We start from the raw sequence: 14,012 nt of genomic DNA on the forward strand, positions 1-14,012 counted from the left end.
CAAAGTACAAGTGGTCGATGAACAAACAGAATGACATTCAGCCCCTATTAAATCATGCAATTGAGGCAAAGCGTGATGACTTGATTGCGCTCACGCAAGATCTTGTTCGAATACCGACACTTAACCCTCCCGGTGATTGCTACTTGGAAGTTTGCGAATATTTAAAACATCGCCTTGAGAAAAGCGGTTTTGACGTTCAACTAATCAGGGCTTTTGAGACGCCTGGTGATAGTGATAAATATCCCAGATGGAATATTCTTGCTCGCAAAGAGGGCGCATATGGTGGCGATTGCGTACATTTTAACTCCCACACTGATGTCGTGGAAGTTGGAAATGGATGGACGAAAGACCCCTTTGGTGCGGAACTTGATGGTGATCTCATCTATGGGCGCGGCACATGCGATATGAAGGGCGGTTTGGCCTCTTCAATCATAGCGGTTGAAGCCTTTATTGAGACTTTTCCAAGATTTAGCGGTGCCATTGAAATATCCGGTACAGCGGACGAAGAAACCGGCGGCTATGGTGGGGTCGCGTATTTAGCTGAAAAAGGCTATTTTTCTCCTTCTCGCGTACAGCATGTGATCATTCCTGAGCCCTTAAACAAAGATTGTATCTGTTTGGGGCATCGCGGTGTCTGGTGGGCGGAAATAGAAACCAAAGGCAAGATTGCGCACGGTTCGATGCCATTTCTGGGTGATTGTGCAGTCCGGCACATGGGCGCTGTTTTGGAAAAAATGGAACATGAGCTGATACCAACACTTTATGAACGAACAACGGCAATGCCCGTCATACCGGAGGGTGCTAAACACTCAACGATAAACATCAATTCTCTTCATGGTGGGCAAGAGGAACCAGAGGAAGGTTTCACAGGTTTTCCGTCAGCATGCGTTCCAGATTCTGCGCGCATGGTGATAGATCGCAGATATCTTTTTGAAGAAACCGAAGAAGAAGTTCGGGAAGAAATCACTGAACTTCTCGAACGAGTTAAAAACGAACGCGAGCATTTTGAATATGACATTACGGAATTATGGACTATTCAGCCGACATTGGCAGACAAAGAAGCGCCCGTAGTTAAAGCCGTCCAAAGTGCAATAGGTTCAGTTCTTAAATGTGAACCGACATTTGTCGTTTCCCCCGGAACATACGACCAAAAACATATTGACCGTATCGGTAAATTAAAAGACTGTATAGCCTATGGCCCGGGAATATTGGATCTTGCGCATCAACCGGATGAATATATCAGCGTACAAGACATGCTCGATTCAAGTAAAATAATGGCCAACAGCTTGGTCACACTTCTAAAACAAGACAATAATAACAGAGGCAATTAGCAATGGTACAATTTAGTTCATTATCTCAAAAAGCACTCAGCTTCACGGCTGCCACAGCTATGTCTGTATTGATGGTATCTTCCATAGCAATGGCCGCCAAGATGGATATTCGAGTTGGTATGGTTCTTGAACCGCCAAACTTGGACCCAACAGGTGGCGCAGCAGCAGCGATTGATGAAGTTGTTTATGCGAACATTTTTGAAGGTCTTACGCGCTTTGGCCCGGATGGATCAGTTAATCCTGCGCTTGCAAAATCATGGGAAATCTCAGACGATGGATTGGTTTACACATTTAAGCTGCATGATGGTGTAAAATTCCATGATGGTAGCGACATGAACGCGGAAGATGTGAAGTTTTCTCTCGATCGTGCACGTGCTGAAGATTCAACAAATGCTCAGAAGGCGCTTTTTGCTGATATCGCAGATATCGAAGTTGTTGATCCGACAACTGTCAAAGTAACACTATCAAAGGCCAATGGTTCGTTCCTATTTAATACGGCTTGGGGTGATGCTGTTATCGTTGCACCTGAAACTGCGGATACAAACGCAACTAATCCGGTGGGAACAGGTCCTTTCATTTTTGAAAACTGGGCAAAGGGCGACAATGTCAAACTTGGCAAAAACCCAAACTATTGGGGTGAAGGCGTTAAACTCGACAATGTAACTTTCAAGTTTATTTCTGACCCAACAGCTGCATTTGCTGCAATGATGGCCGAGGATGTCGATGCATTTCCAAACTTTCCAGCGCCTGAAAACTTGCCCCAACTTGGTGCCGATCCACGTTTTAATGTGATTATTGGCTCAACTGAAGGTGAGACCATTCTTGCCATGAACAACAAGAAGGCACCGTTGGATAATGTAAAGGTACGCCAAGCAATTAGCCATGCTATTAACCGTCAGGCAATTATCGATGGGGCCATGTTTGGCTATGGCACACCTATTGGCACACATTTTGCGCCACATAATCCTGATTATGTCGATCTAACTGCACAATCTGCCTATGATCCGAAAAAAGCGATGGCGCTTTTAGAAGAAGCGGGAGTTAAAGACCTGACACTCTCGCTTAAACTTCCTCCACCATCATATGCAAGACGTGGCGGAGAAATCATCGCGGCACAATTGCGAGAAGTTGGTATCAATACCGAGATTGCTAATCTGGAATGGGCACAATGGTTAGAACAAGCCTTCCGCGGTAAAGACTTTGACCTCACTATCGTCTCCCATACCGAGCCATTTGACATTGGTATTTATGCCCGTCCTGACTACTACTTCCAATATGGCGATCCAGATTTTATCGCGATTATTGATCAACTCACAGGCGAGGCGGACCCGATCAAACGTTCTGAACTGATTGCGTCGGCGCAAAAGAAAATCTCAGATGATGCCGTTAACGGTTATCTTTTCCAACTTGCAAAATCAGGTGTTGCCAATGCCAAAATCAAAGGTCTTTGGGAAAATTCTCCAACCCAAGCCAATGATATGACTGGTGTTTATTGGGAAGACTAGTTCATCGCGACATCACTGGCGGTGATAACCCAACCCACCGCCAGTGACTATTCTCACTTATATTTATCATGCTCTTTTTCACACTCAAAAGAATGACCTCACTGCTTGCGAGCCTTTTCATCGCAAGTATCGTGATTTTTGTTGTGATTGAAATCATACCTGGTGATCCCGCTGCTTTCATGCTGGGATTAAATGCAGAACCAGAAGCAATTGATGCTTTACGAGAACAACTTGGTTTAAACGCATCGATACCGAGCAGGTATTTCACTTGGATCACGGGATTATTTCAGGGTGAATTTGGCACCTCTTATACCTATCGTGTTCCTGTCGGCGAACTCATCGCAGATCGTATTGCAGTTTCACTGCCACTTACAGTTTATGCCCTGCTACTATCGACTGCGATCGCAGTTCCTGTAGGTGTGTATGCCGCATCTCGCCGCAATTCGACTGGCGATGTTACAGTTATGGGTATGACGCAACTGGGTATTGCAGTTCCTAATTTTTGGTTTGCTATGCTGCTGGTTCTAGTTTTCTCAATCAATCTACGTTGGTTTTCGGCTGGTGGTTTTCCGGGTTGGGATGCTGGTTTTTTACCAGCCATGAAGGCACTCACTTTGCCCGCAATCGCTCTTGCCCTGCCGCAAGCATCCATTTTGGCTCGTGTGATGCGTTCGTCATTGCTGGATACACTCAATGAAGATTACATCCGAACGGCACGCGCTAAAGGGTTGAATAGACAACAAGCCATGTGGCGTCATGCCTTACGTAATGCGCTTATTCCAGTTCTAACGATCATCGGGTTGCAGTTTTCATTTCTTCTTGCTGGCGGCATTATCATAGAGAATGTCTTTTATCTTCCCGGACTTGGCAGATTAGTTTTCCAAGGCATTACACAGCGCGACCTCATAGTCGTCCGCAGCGTGGTTATCCTCCTGGTTTTTGCAGTTATTGTTGTCACATTTCTCGTCGACATCGCCTACGCGCTTGTGGACCCTCGCTTGCGGGAGAGCAAGTCATGATGGCAATTTTAACGAGCTCCAAGGGACTGATCATCGGCGTAATCCTAACATCGCTCTTTATTTTGCTCGCCGTTATTTCATTTATCTGGACTCCCTTTGATCCGGCACAGATCGTTATCAGCAACAAACTACAAACGCCTTCTTTCACTCATCTTCTTGGCACAGATCATTTTGGTCGTGACATGCTGTCTATGATTATGGTTGGCGCTCGGGTATCTATTGCAGTCGCCTTTGTTGCTGTCGGAATCGGCGTTGTTTTTGGCGTGCCACTTGGTCTTTATGCAGCCGCAAACAGAGGCAGTATCACCGATGAAATCATCATGCGTGGCAATGATCTGGTTTTTGCGTTCCCGTCTTTATTGCTAGCCATTATGATCACTGCTGTTTTTGGACCAGGCGCCATAAACGCCATCATCGCTATCGGCATATTTAACATCCCTGTTTTTGCCCGCTTATCTCGCGGAGCTGCCAGCAGCCTCTGGTCGCGCGAATATGTGCTTGCAGCTCAGATTTGCGGCAAATCTAAAACACGCATTTCCGCAGAACATATCTTACCAAATATCACGAACCTACTGATTGTTCAGGGAACCATCCAGTTTTCACTTGGAATATTGGCAGAAGCTGGTCTTGCTTATGTTGGACTGGGTGCGCAACCTCCAATGCCAAGTTGGGGCCGAATGCTTAACGATGCACAAACGTTGATTTCAATTAAGCCACATTTGGCGCTGGTTCCTGGCCTTACTATCGTCCTGATGGTTTTAGGACTTAATCTTTTAGGTGATGCATTACGTGATCTGTTTGATCCTAAACTGCGCAGAGATCGGACATAATCATGCTGACTGTGCGCAATCTAAAACTGAATATCCACGACACTCCAATCCTAGATGATATTGATTTATCAGTTGAGCGAGGAAAAATTCTTGGAATAGTTGGAGAATCCGGCTCTGGAAAATCCATGACTGCCTTTTCAATCTTAAAACTCTTGCCACATGGCAGTGAGTTATCGGGTAGTATTTTATTTAAAGATAATGAGATTTTGGATCTTAGCGAAGGCGAGATGTGCGACCTTCGCGGCAATGATATTTCCATGATCTTTCAAGAACCAATGACAGCTCTCAATCCCGTTCAAACAATTGGCGATCAAGTTTCGGAAACAATTAGAGTTCATACTGGAAAATCACGCCAAGATGCAGAAGAGATTGCTATAGAAGCACTTCGGCGTGTTGAGCTACCAGTTGATAAATTCCCGTTGACCCGCTATCCGCACAATTTATCCGGTGGCCAACGTCAACGCGTTATGATTGCGATGGCTATAGCACTCAGACCAAAAGTTTTGATTGCTGATGAACCAACAACAGCGCTTGATGTGATTACTCAAGCAGAGATTTTAAAACTCCTTAAAACCCTTGTTGATGAAGACGGTTTATCTCTTATTTTGATCACCCATGACCTCGCCGTTGTTGCGGAGATGGCTGATGATATTGTTGTTATGAAAAATGGTGTTGTTGTAGAGCAAGGCCCTTGCAGGGATGTTTTATCTCAGATGCGCCATGAATATACCAAGAAACTATTTGAAGCTTCCAAGCATGTGCCTAATCAATCTGAAAAAGTAATCAGCACTCAGGACGCTGTCTTAAATGTTCGTTCTGTTTCTTGTGACTACAATCTACCAAAGCGGCATTTATTTGCACCGCGCAAAAAATTCCGGGCGGTCAACAATGTTTCCTTCGATATTTTTCGTAGCGAGAATATTGGATTAGTTGGTGAATCCGGTTGCGGCAAATCGACATTGGCGAAATCTTTGCTCGCTCTTCGGCATTTGGATGAAGGTGAAGTTAAACTAAATGGAACTACCTTTTCATCCAAAGGACATGGGCCCAGGTTAGAGCAGCGAGCAATGACGCAAGTTGTGTTTCAAGATCCGCATTCATCTTTCAACCCAAGACACAAAGTGAATAAACTGATCGCCGAACCATTTTTCTGCGCCAATCCGCCTGCACAGCAATCTGAGATAGATGCACGCGTTGCTAAAGCGCTTCTCGAGGTTGGTCTTCAAACATCTGACGGCGACAAATATATACATGAATTTTCTGGTGGACAGCGGCAACGGATAGCCATAGCTCGCGCGCTCATTATGCGGCCTGCCCTTGTTATCCTAGATGAAGCAGTATCCGCGCTTGACGTTTCTATTCGTGCTCAAATCCTTGATCTTCTGGCCGAACTTCGTGATAAGCTCAATTTGTCCTATTTGTTTATTTCACATGACCTATCCGTTGTTAGGAACATCACAGATCGTGTTTTGGTTATGCAAAATGGCGTCATCGTGGAACAGGGCAAGACAGAAGATGTCTTTAACGCTCCGCAGCAGGATTATACGAGAACGCTCATAGAAGCTATTCCGGTTCTGGATGTACAAAAGCAAAGGGCTGTTTAATCATGAGCACATTCAATACGAATCTTGAAAACACTTGCTGTTTCATCGGTGGTGAATGGATTGCCCCGACATCAGGTGATTTTTTAGAACTTACCGATCCATCAGATGGAAGCAATCTTTGCTCGATAGCGCGTGGACAAAAGGCGGATATAGACCTTGCTGTTTGCGCCGCCGATGCCGCTCTATCGGGCGATTGGGGATCAATGACAGCTGCCGAACGGGGCAGGTTGCTTTTTAAAATATCTGCAGAAATAACCAAGAATGTTGAATGGTTAGCCGAGTTAGAGGCAAGAGATGTTGGCAAACCTTTAAGTCAGGCCCGAAATGATGCAATAGCATTGGCGCGATATCTTGAGTTTTATGGCGGCGCGGCCGATAAGGTTCATGGACAGACAATTCCCTATTTGAATGATTATACAGTTTATACATTACGAGAACCACATGGCGTGACGGGCCACATTGTGCCGTGGAATTATCCCATGCAGATCATCGGCCGCTCCATAGGCGCAGCACTAACCATGGGAAATGCGTGTGTTCTAAAACCGGCAGAAGAAGCATGCTTAACTGCACTGGCCTTTTCCAAAATAGCGCATGATTGTGGCTTGCCGAAAGGTGCGCTAAATGTTGTGCCTGGTCTGGGAAGTGAAGCAGGTGCAGCACTAAGCGGCCATCCAGATATTCAACACGTTTCTTTCACAGGTTCCGTCGCAACAGGGGTCAAAATTCAAACGGCAGCAGCACAAAATGTTACTCCCGTTACCTTGGAACTTGGCGGTAAATCACCTCAAGTTGTGTTTGAAGATGCCAACATAGATCGTGCAATTGCTTTCCTTATTAATGCAGGCATTCAAAATGCAGGGCAAACATGTTCTGCGTCATCTCGAATACTGGTTCATAAATCCATCTATGAGACGGTGCGCAAAAGAATGAGTGCCGCTTACAGCGCCTTAACCGTTGGTCCTGCTATGTCCGATCATTCTCTCGGACCTCTCGTATCTAAGAGACAAAAGGAGCTTGTCTACGGCTTCTTAGACTTAGCAAAGCGAGATAAAATTTCCATTGCCGCACAAGGGAAGTACGTCGCTGACTTGCCTAAGGATGGCGCTTATATATTACCAACCCTTTTGGATAATGTGCCGTTCGAACACCCATTGGCACAAGATGAAATTTTTGGACCTGTACAGGTCCTCATTCCCTTTGAAAATGAGGCGGAAGCAATCGCAATCGCCAACAGTACAGATTACGGCTTGGTTGCAGGTATATGGACTAAAGATGGCGGGCGCCAGATGCGTATGGCCAAAGCTATCCGAAGTGGGCAGATATTTATCAATAATTATGGTGCTGGCGGAGGTGTTGAACTACCATTTGGCGGGTATGGCAAATCTGGTCATGGACGTGAAAAAGGATTTGAAGCACTTTATGGATTTTCAACGTTAAAAACAGTAGCCAATTGGCACGGTGAATGAGTGAGGCAATATGCGACTTAAAGATAGGATAGCCATTGTGACAGGCGGCGCATCTGGGTTTGGTGCAGGCATTGTTCGCAAGTTTCATGATGAAGGTGCACAGGTTGTTATAGCTGATGTCAATTACGATGCTGCACTAAATTACACCAAAGAATTTGATACCAATACAACAGCTATAAAGGTCGATGTCGCTTCATCTAAGAGCGTACAAAAAATGACTGAACAGGTTATTGATAGGTTCGATCACATAGATATTCTTGTCAACAATGCCGGTATTACGCATCTACCGACACCGATGGAAGATGTCTCTGAAGAGGATTTTGATCGTGTCTTCAACGTAAATATGAAATCGGTTTATCTCACCGCAAAATATGTGGTTCCACATATGAAGCAACGTACATCTGGGGCAATTTTAAATGTGGCTTCCACAGCTGGTGTTTCCCCGCGGCCAAATTTGAACTGGTATAATTGTTCTAAAGGCTGGATGATTACGGCGACCAAAACCATGGCGATTGAACTTGCTGTGCAAGGCATACGTGTGAATGCGATAAATCCTGTTGCCGGTGAAACACCGTTGCTAAAATCCTTTATGGGACAAGATACACCGGAGATCCGGGAAAAATTTATCTCAACCATTCCCATTGGCCGTTTTTCAACGCCCGAAGATATGGGCAATGCGGCATGTTTTTTATGTTCTGATGAGGCATCTATGATTACAGGCGTGGCTATGGAAGTGGATGGCGGTCGCTGCATTTAGTCAGCTTATCGTAAATTGGCTTGCTAAGCGGAAGAGATACGTCTACCACATCATTTTACAGCAAATGGATTGGGGTTAAATCATGCGGCTCGGCGGACGCTTACAAGCAGCTATTGAAGTTTTAGAGACCATTCAGACCCAACATCGCCCGATTACAACAGTTCTCAGAGACTGGGGTTCGGCCCACCGATTTGCAGGCTCTGGTGATAGAGCCGCTATTGGCAATATCGTCTATGATGCATTACGCATGAAGCTATCACACGCCTATCTAATGGATGATGATGGTCCAGCCGCACTCGCCGTTGCCGTATTATTGCGACAGTGGAACATTGCTTACGACCAGCTGGTTGCTGATTTTGAAGGCGATAAATTTGCACCGGACTTGATCTCTCAGGCCGCATATGAAGCATACCAAGCACGTGATCTGAAACAAGCCGCTAAACATGTTCAAGCCGATATTCCTGAGTGGCTAGTTACAAATTTTGAAACCGTGTTCGGTGAGAACTGGCTTGAAGAAGCTGTTGCTTTTAATCAGAGGCCGACACTTGATGTGAGAGTAAATACACTCAAAGCGACAGATGAACAGGTTCTTAAAGCCTTAAGCAAACTGGATGCAAAAGCTTGCTCACTTGCGCCATCGGGTATCCGGATTGATGCAAGCGAAGGCGCTAAACGCATGCCAAACCTGACTGCAGATATTCCATTTGCTAAAGGTTGGTTTGAAATTCAGGATGAAGGTTCACAAATGGCTGCGGAAATGGTCGGCGCAAAACCGGGTGAACAAGTGCTTGACTATTGCGCTGGTGGTGGTGGTAAAGCATTGGCACTTTCTGCCGAGATGGACAATAAAGGGCAGATATATACATTTGATTCAGATTCGCGACGCATGGCACCAATGATTGAACGGATCCGCCGAGCTGGCGTTCGCAATATTCAAATCTGTAGTTCAGAGGAAGAATTAGAACCTCATAAAATGCACTGCGACCGTGTGCTGGTTGATGCACCTTGCACTGGTACAGGAACTTGGCGCAGACGCCCCGAAACCAAGTGGAAGCTTTCTGAGAAAAATCTCGAAATGCGTTGTTCCCAACAAAAAGAAGTTCTCGAAAAGGCTTCTAGCTATGTTAAAGAAGGTGGCGAACTAACCTACGTCACATGTTCGGTTCTACCGCAAGAAAATGATGCCATTATTGAAAGCTTCCTTGCCTCTCATAGTGATTTTGAAATTATCGATACACAAAGTGAATGGAAAAGTATAACAGGCATGAGCACTGTTCCGCTTTCCCACACAAATGTTGGCATCTTATGTAGCCCACATCGCACACATACAGATGGGTTTTTCATTGCGAAGCTAAAACACAAATAGACAGATTTCCTAACGTTGCGGATCGCTATACGTTACGAAATATATATTCGATATTTTGATGTTCACTCGTATTATAACTCCCCTGTCCGAGGACAGGTCCAAACTCACCATTTGAATTGATTTTTTGGACATCAAATTTCACATCAACGCTACCATTTTGGTAAGAGCCTCGTTCAATGATGATAAAATGCCCCTTCTCTTCTCCTATATGCCCCTCAAACAGGCCAATTCCCGAAAACTCGCTACGTCTTTCATTGGCATATATGAGAGTGTAATGCATGGTTTCCTTCCCATGAACATAACCTTTGTGCTTGCGAATAACTTCGCCGCGGTTGAATTTCTGTGGTTCGGGCATTTTGGTGATTTTGTCTTCAGACCATTTTTCAATGGTAAATGATGCTTTATATTCCAATTTGAACTCCTTTAACTCTGATGAAGTTTGTTGGAAACTTGTCTTGAATTATTGTAAAAATGCGACATGAATGAAATAAGATCAAAAATCAGGGGGCTGCTCAATGAACGTCAATCTCTTGAAAAAATTTCAATCCAAACCTTTCCGCCCTGCAAAGCCATCGATGCTGTTATTGACCGCTTTTGGCATGTTTGTTGGGACCTCCCCGAAGGTGAAGAATACAAGCAATCTAATATCCCGTTTCCCACTCAACATCTTGTGCTCGACCCACAAAATGGTTCTGGCTTTTTTGGCTGCACCAGCGGTAAATTTGACTATCTCTTAAAGGGCAAGGGTGCTGTGTTAGGTGCAAAACTAAAGTCGGGAATGGGACAATCCATTGTTCAACAATCCATGTCAGAGCTGACCGATTCTCACATACCAATTCATAAACTCTATCCCAAAGATGGGATGAAGTTAGAAAAAATGCTGTTGGAACAATCTGTCGAAAAAACTTTAGAAGCCTTCAATACTCATATCTCTCAACATTTTATCGAGCCAACAAAAGATATGATCAAAGTTCAAAATGCTGTCATGAAGGCTGAAATGGATACACAAATTTTTACCCTCAAAAACTTATCTAAGGCCTTGGAGATTTCTCCAAGACAGATCCAAAGACTGTTTCAAAACCATATAGGCTTAGGTCCCAAATGGGTTATCAATCGCTATCGTATGTTTGAAGCGTTAGACACTTTAAATGGAAATTCTCCAGTTGATCTTGCAGACCTAGCCATAAAGTTAGGGTTTTCTGATCAAGCTCATTTCAATAATGCATTTCGATCTCTTACTGGGTTTAGCCCAGCAAAATACACTAAAAAGAACAGAAATAGTGCGAACTAATCGTCCATCTTAAGAGCTGCAATAAATGCCTCTTGCGGGATATCAACCTTACCAAATTGGCGCATCCGTTTTTTACCCTTCTTCTGTTTATCCAGAAGTTTACGCTTACGGGAGGCATCACCGCCATAACATTTAGCCGTTACATCTTTACGCAAGGCACGAATAGTTTCACGTGCGATAATCTTGCCACCAATTGCTGCCTGCACCGGAATTTGGAACATATGCTGTGGGATCAAATCTTTAAGCTTCTCGCACATGGCACGCCCGCGTTTTTCAGCAGATGATCTATGAACCAAAATTGACAAGGCATCGACAGGTTCTGCGTTGACTAAAATAGAAAGTTTGACCAAGTTGCCCTCGCGGTGATCATCAATCTTATAATCAAAGCTTGCATAGCCCTTTGAGATTGATTTTAACCGATCATAAAAATCAAACACGACCTCATTGAGCGGCAAATCATAGCTCACCATCGCACGTGTGCCCACATAAGTGAGGTCCGTTTGTAATCCACGGCGCTCTTGGCACAGTTTCAAAATTGGACCCAGATATTCATCTGGCGTCATGATGGTTGCCTTGATCCAGGGCTCCCTGATTGACGTGATATGCATAACATCTGGCATATCAGCCGGATTGTGCAACTCGATGACTTTGCCATCAAACATTTCCAGCTCGTAAACCACTGATGGCGCTGTTGCAATCAGGTCAAGATCGAATTCACGCTCTAACCGCTCCTGAATTATCTCAAGATGCAAAAGACCCAAGAAACCACAACGGAAACCAAATCCCAATGCTGCGGATGATTCCATTTCAAACGCAAAGGACGCATCATTTAATCGCAGCTTACCCATTGCGCTACGAAGATCATCAAAATCAGCTGCATCAACGGGAAACAAGCCGCAGAATACGACTGGTTGAGCCGGTTTAAAACCGGGTAAAATATCAGTGGTCGGACGTTTATCTTCAGTAATTGTATCACCAACACGTGTATCGGCAACTTCCTTAATGGAAGCCGTGATAAACCCGATTTCACCAGGCCCAAGCTCATCAACCGTTACCAGTTTGGGAGTAATAATACCGACCCGGTCGACGGGATATCTAGCATCGGTTCCGATCAAACGAATAACTTGGCCTTTTTTCAAGGTTCCATCAATCACGCGTACCAAAACGATAACACCAAGATAGGTATCATACCAGCTATCGACGAGAAGTGCTTTTAGCGGGTCTTCTCGAGAGCCACCTTCTGGGGGGGGTAAGCGATCAACAATTGCTTCTAAAACTTCAGGAACACCAACACCGGTCTTCGCTGAAATCATAAGTGCATCACTGGCATCAAGGCCGATGACTTCTTCAATTTGTTCGCGAATACGCTCTGGTTCGGCAGCTGGTAAATCCACCTTATTCAAAACTGGAACAATCTCATGATCTGCATCAAGAGCTGTGTAAACATTGGCAAGCGTTTGAGCTTCAACACCTTGCGATGCATCCACAACAAGCAGTGATCCTTCAACAGCCGTCAAAGATCGCGATACTTCATAGGCAAAATCGACATGCCCTGGTGTGTCGATCAAATTAAGCACATATTCTTCGCCATTATTTGCTTTGTAATGCAAACGAACAGTTTGTGCTTTAATCGTAATGCCGCGCTCTTTTTCGATGTCCATACTATCGAGAACTTGGGCAGACATTTCGCGATCTGTCAGCCCTTCACAGGCTTGGATCAAGCGGTCAGCAAGTGTGGATTTACCATGATCGATATGTGCAACAATCGAGAAATTTCGGATATGTGATAAAGATGTTGTCATAACAAGCGATTTAGAGTGCAAAGCTGCAAGAAGCAAGCTTGTTTTGCCTGTGCAGTTGCGAAAGCGATCCAAATTTGGAACTTAGCGCAGATTTGATTGCACTTGGCATAGGGTTTGGCTAAATAAATCACCGAACAGGAAACACCAATATGATACATATTCTGGTAGATGCAGATGCTTGCCCGGTTAAAGAAGAAATTTACAAAGTCGCTGAACGTTATCAAATTTCGGCGCAGGTCGTCAGTAACAGCCACTTTCGAATCCCTGACGATCCACTCTTCAAACGCGTCGTAGTTAGCGACAAATTTGATGCCGCTGATGATTATATTGCAGATGAGGCCAACGAATATTCGATTGTCATTACCTCTGATATACTGCTGGCTGAACGATCTATCGAAAAACGCGCGACCGTACTTTCACCCACTGGCAAACCGTTTACTGAAAATTCCATCGGTATGGCTGTTGCAACACGATCCATCATGGCGGATTTACGTGCTGGCGGTGAGCAAGTCGGGGGGCCTGCGCCATTTTCTAAAAAAGACAGGTCGCGTTTTTTATCAACGCTTGATTTAACAATTGTTCAGATGAAACGACGAAGTTAACGGTTAAGCAACGCCATTCCATTGAAACTCCCCATTCGGCCCAAGTTTAGCAAATGGATTGAATGCAATCTCCCATATATGACCATCAGGATCAGCAAAGCACCCCGAGTATCCGCCCCAAAATGCCTTTTGCGCTGGCTTTGTAATTGAAGCACCATTCTTCTCGGCTAAATTGATCATATCGTCAACTTCCGGTTCGGTTGAAACATTGTAAGCCAAAGTGACTGCGGAATGACCGGTGCGATCTACTGATATCCCCGCATCTTCTGCCAACTTCTCCCAAGGATAAAGAGCAAGTGCCATGGAAATCAAATCATAGGCAATAATTTCTTCAGTTTCCGGCGATGAGGCTGCCTTCCATCCAAGCCCATCGTAAAAAGCCTTGGAGCGGGCAAGATCCGCAACACCGAGTGTAACAATACTAAGTCTTTGTTCCATA

At 44.8% G+C, this 14,012-nt stretch carries 13 protein-coding genes; 10 read left to right on the forward strand and 3 right to left on the reverse strand.

Annotation, left to right across the window (positions count from 1 at the left end; translation table 11 throughout):
• The first annotated feature begins 17 nt into the window (after positions 1–17).
• The 8 genes from G3W54_RS16560 (at position 18) to G3W54_RS16595 (ending at position 9,878) form a co-directional block, all read left to right on the forward strand.
• Entirely contained in the window at positions 18–1,331 is a 1,314-nt protein-coding gene (locus tag G3W54_RS16560; protein ID WP_174244256.1) for an acetylornithine deacetylase/succinyl-diaminopimelate desuccinylase family protein, read from the forward strand.
• A gap of 59 nt (positions 1,332–1,390) precedes the next feature.
• Entirely contained in the window at positions 1,391–2,836 is a 1,446-nt protein-coding gene (locus G3W54_RS16565; RefSeq protein WP_197742894.1) for an ABC transporter substrate-binding protein, read from the forward strand.
• A 68-nt stretch (positions 2,837–2,904) separates the two neighbouring features.
• Positions 2,905–3,855, forward strand: coding sequence for an ABC transporter permease (locus G3W54_RS16570; protein ID WP_162654372.1), 951 nt, complete (start codon positions 2,905–2,907; stop codon positions 3,853–3,855).
• On the forward strand, positions 3,855–4,685 hold the full coding sequence (locus tag G3W54_RS16575) for an ABC transporter permease (RefSeq protein ID WP_162654473.1): 831 nt from the start codon (positions 3,855–3,857) through the stop codon (positions 4,683–4,685). The genes G3W54_RS16570 and G3W54_RS16575 overlap by 1 nt, the downstream gene beginning before the upstream one ends.
• 2 nt (positions 4,686–4,687) lie before the next feature.
• Complete coding sequence (locus tag G3W54_RS16580; RefSeq protein ID WP_244627960.1) at positions 4,688–6,289, forward strand: ABC transporter ATP-binding protein; 1,602 nt, start codon at positions 4,688–4,690, stop codon at positions 6,287–6,289.
• Between the two features lie 2 nt (positions 6,290–6,291).
• The gene (locus G3W54_RS16585; RefSeq protein ID WP_162654373.1) at positions 6,292–7,755 is read left to right on the forward strand and encodes an aldehyde dehydrogenase family protein; all 1,464 of its coding nucleotides are present in this window, start codon (positions 6,292–6,294) and stop codon (positions 7,753–7,755) included.
• Positions 7,756–7,765: 10 nt separating this feature from the next.
• A complete protein-coding gene (locus G3W54_RS16590) occupies positions 7,766–8,512 on the forward strand; it encodes an SDR family oxidoreductase (RefSeq protein ID WP_162654374.1) in 747 nt (248 codons plus the stop codon).
• A gap of 82 nt (positions 8,513–8,594) precedes the next feature.
• The gene (locus G3W54_RS16595; protein WP_162654375.1) at positions 8,595–9,878 is read left to right on the forward strand and encodes an RsmB/NOP family class I SAM-dependent RNA methyltransferase; all 1,284 of its coding nucleotides are present in this window, start codon (positions 8,595–8,597) and stop codon (positions 9,876–9,878) included.
• A 25-nt stretch (positions 9,879–9,903) separates the two neighbouring features.
• Here G3W54_RS16595 and G3W54_RS16600 read toward each other — a convergent pair whose 3' ends face one another.
• Positions 9,904–10,290, reverse strand: a complete 387-nt coding sequence (locus G3W54_RS16600) for a DUF3224 domain-containing protein (RefSeq protein ID WP_162654376.1) — start codon at positions 10,288–10,290, stop codon at positions 9,904–9,906.
• 66 nt (positions 10,291–10,356) lie between these two features.
• Between G3W54_RS16600 and G3W54_RS16605 the strand changes: the two genes are divergently transcribed.
• Positions 10,357–11,169: a helix-turn-helix domain-containing protein gene (locus G3W54_RS16605; protein ID WP_162654377.1), complete on the forward strand. Its 813-nt coding sequence runs from the start codon at positions 10,357–10,359 to the stop codon at positions 11,167–11,169.
• On the opposite strand, the gene lepA is transcribed toward G3W54_RS16605, so the two are convergent.
• Positions 11,166–12,971, reverse strand: coding sequence for a translation elongation factor 4 (gene lepA / locus G3W54_RS16610; protein WP_162654474.1), 1,806 nt, complete (start codon positions 12,969–12,971; stop codon positions 11,166–11,168). The genes G3W54_RS16605 and lepA overlap by 4 nt on opposite strands.
• A 149-nt stretch (positions 12,972–13,120) precedes the next feature.
• Here lepA and G3W54_RS16615 point away from each other — a divergent pair, with 149 nt between their 5' ends.
• Positions 13,121–13,573, forward strand: a complete 453-nt coding sequence (locus G3W54_RS16615) for a YaiI/YqxD family protein (RefSeq protein ID WP_162654378.1) — start codon at positions 13,121–13,123, stop codon at positions 13,571–13,573.
• Positions 13,574–13,576: 3 nt separating this feature from the next.
• On the opposite strand, the gene G3W54_RS16620 is transcribed toward G3W54_RS16615, so the two are convergent.
• Positions 13,577–14,011: a VOC family protein gene (locus G3W54_RS16620; RefSeq protein ID WP_162654379.1), complete on the reverse strand. Its 435-nt coding sequence runs from the start codon at positions 14,009–14,011 to the stop codon at positions 13,577–13,579.
• Position 14,012 lies beyond the last annotated feature (1 nt).

The sequence above is a fragment of the Lentilitoribacter sp. Alg239-R112 genome (genome assembly GCF_900537175.1).
Lineage (GTDB): Bacteria > Pseudomonadota > Alphaproteobacteria > Rhizobiales > Rhizobiaceae > Lentilitoribacter.

What these genes read in the sequence shown, in the direction of transcription:
- G3W54_RS16560 (WP_174244256.1), top strand. Translation starts at nt 18, where the DNA reads ATGAACAAACAGAATGACATTCAGCCCCTATTAAATCATGCAATTGAG.
- G3W54_RS16565 (WP_197742894.1), top strand. Translation starts at nt 1,391, where the DNA reads ATGTCTGTATTGATGGTATCTTCCATAGCAATGGCCGCCAAGATGGAT.
- G3W54_RS16570 (WP_162654372.1), top strand. Translation starts at nt 2,905, where the DNA reads ATGCTCTTTTTCACACTCAAAAGAATGACCTCACTGCTTGCGAGCCTT.
- G3W54_RS16575 (WP_162654473.1), top strand. Translation starts at nt 3,855, where the DNA reads ATGGCAATTTTAACGAGCTCCAAGGGACTGATCATCGGCGTAATCCTA.
- G3W54_RS16580 (WP_244627960.1), top strand. Translation starts at nt 4,688, where the DNA reads ATGCTGACTGTGCGCAATCTAAAACTGAATATCCACGACACTCCAATC.
- G3W54_RS16585 (WP_162654373.1), top strand. Translation starts at nt 6,292, where the DNA reads ATGAGCACATTCAATACGAATCTTGAAAACACTTGCTGTTTCATCGGT.
- G3W54_RS16590 (WP_162654374.1), top strand. Translation starts at nt 7,766, where the DNA reads ATGCGACTTAAAGATAGGATAGCCATTGTGACAGGCGGCGCATCTGGG.
- G3W54_RS16595 (WP_162654375.1), top strand. Translation starts at nt 8,595, where the DNA reads ATGCGGCTCGGCGGACGCTTACAAGCAGCTATTGAAGTTTTAGAGACC.
- G3W54_RS16605 (WP_162654377.1), top strand. Translation starts at nt 10,357, where the DNA reads ATGAATGAAATAAGATCAAAAATCAGGGGGCTGCTCAATGAACGTCAA.
- lepA (WP_162654474.1), bottom strand. Translation starts at nt 12,971, where the DNA reads ATGACAACATCTTTATCACATATCCGAAATTTCTCGATTGTTGCACAT.
- G3W54_RS16615 (WP_162654378.1), top strand. Translation starts at nt 13,121, where the DNA reads ATGATACATATTCTGGTAGATGCAGATGCTTGCCCGGTTAAAGAAGAA.
- G3W54_RS16620 (WP_162654379.1), bottom strand. Translation starts at nt 14,011, where the DNA reads ATGGAACAAAGACTTAGTATTGTTACACTCGGTGTTGCGGATCTTGCC.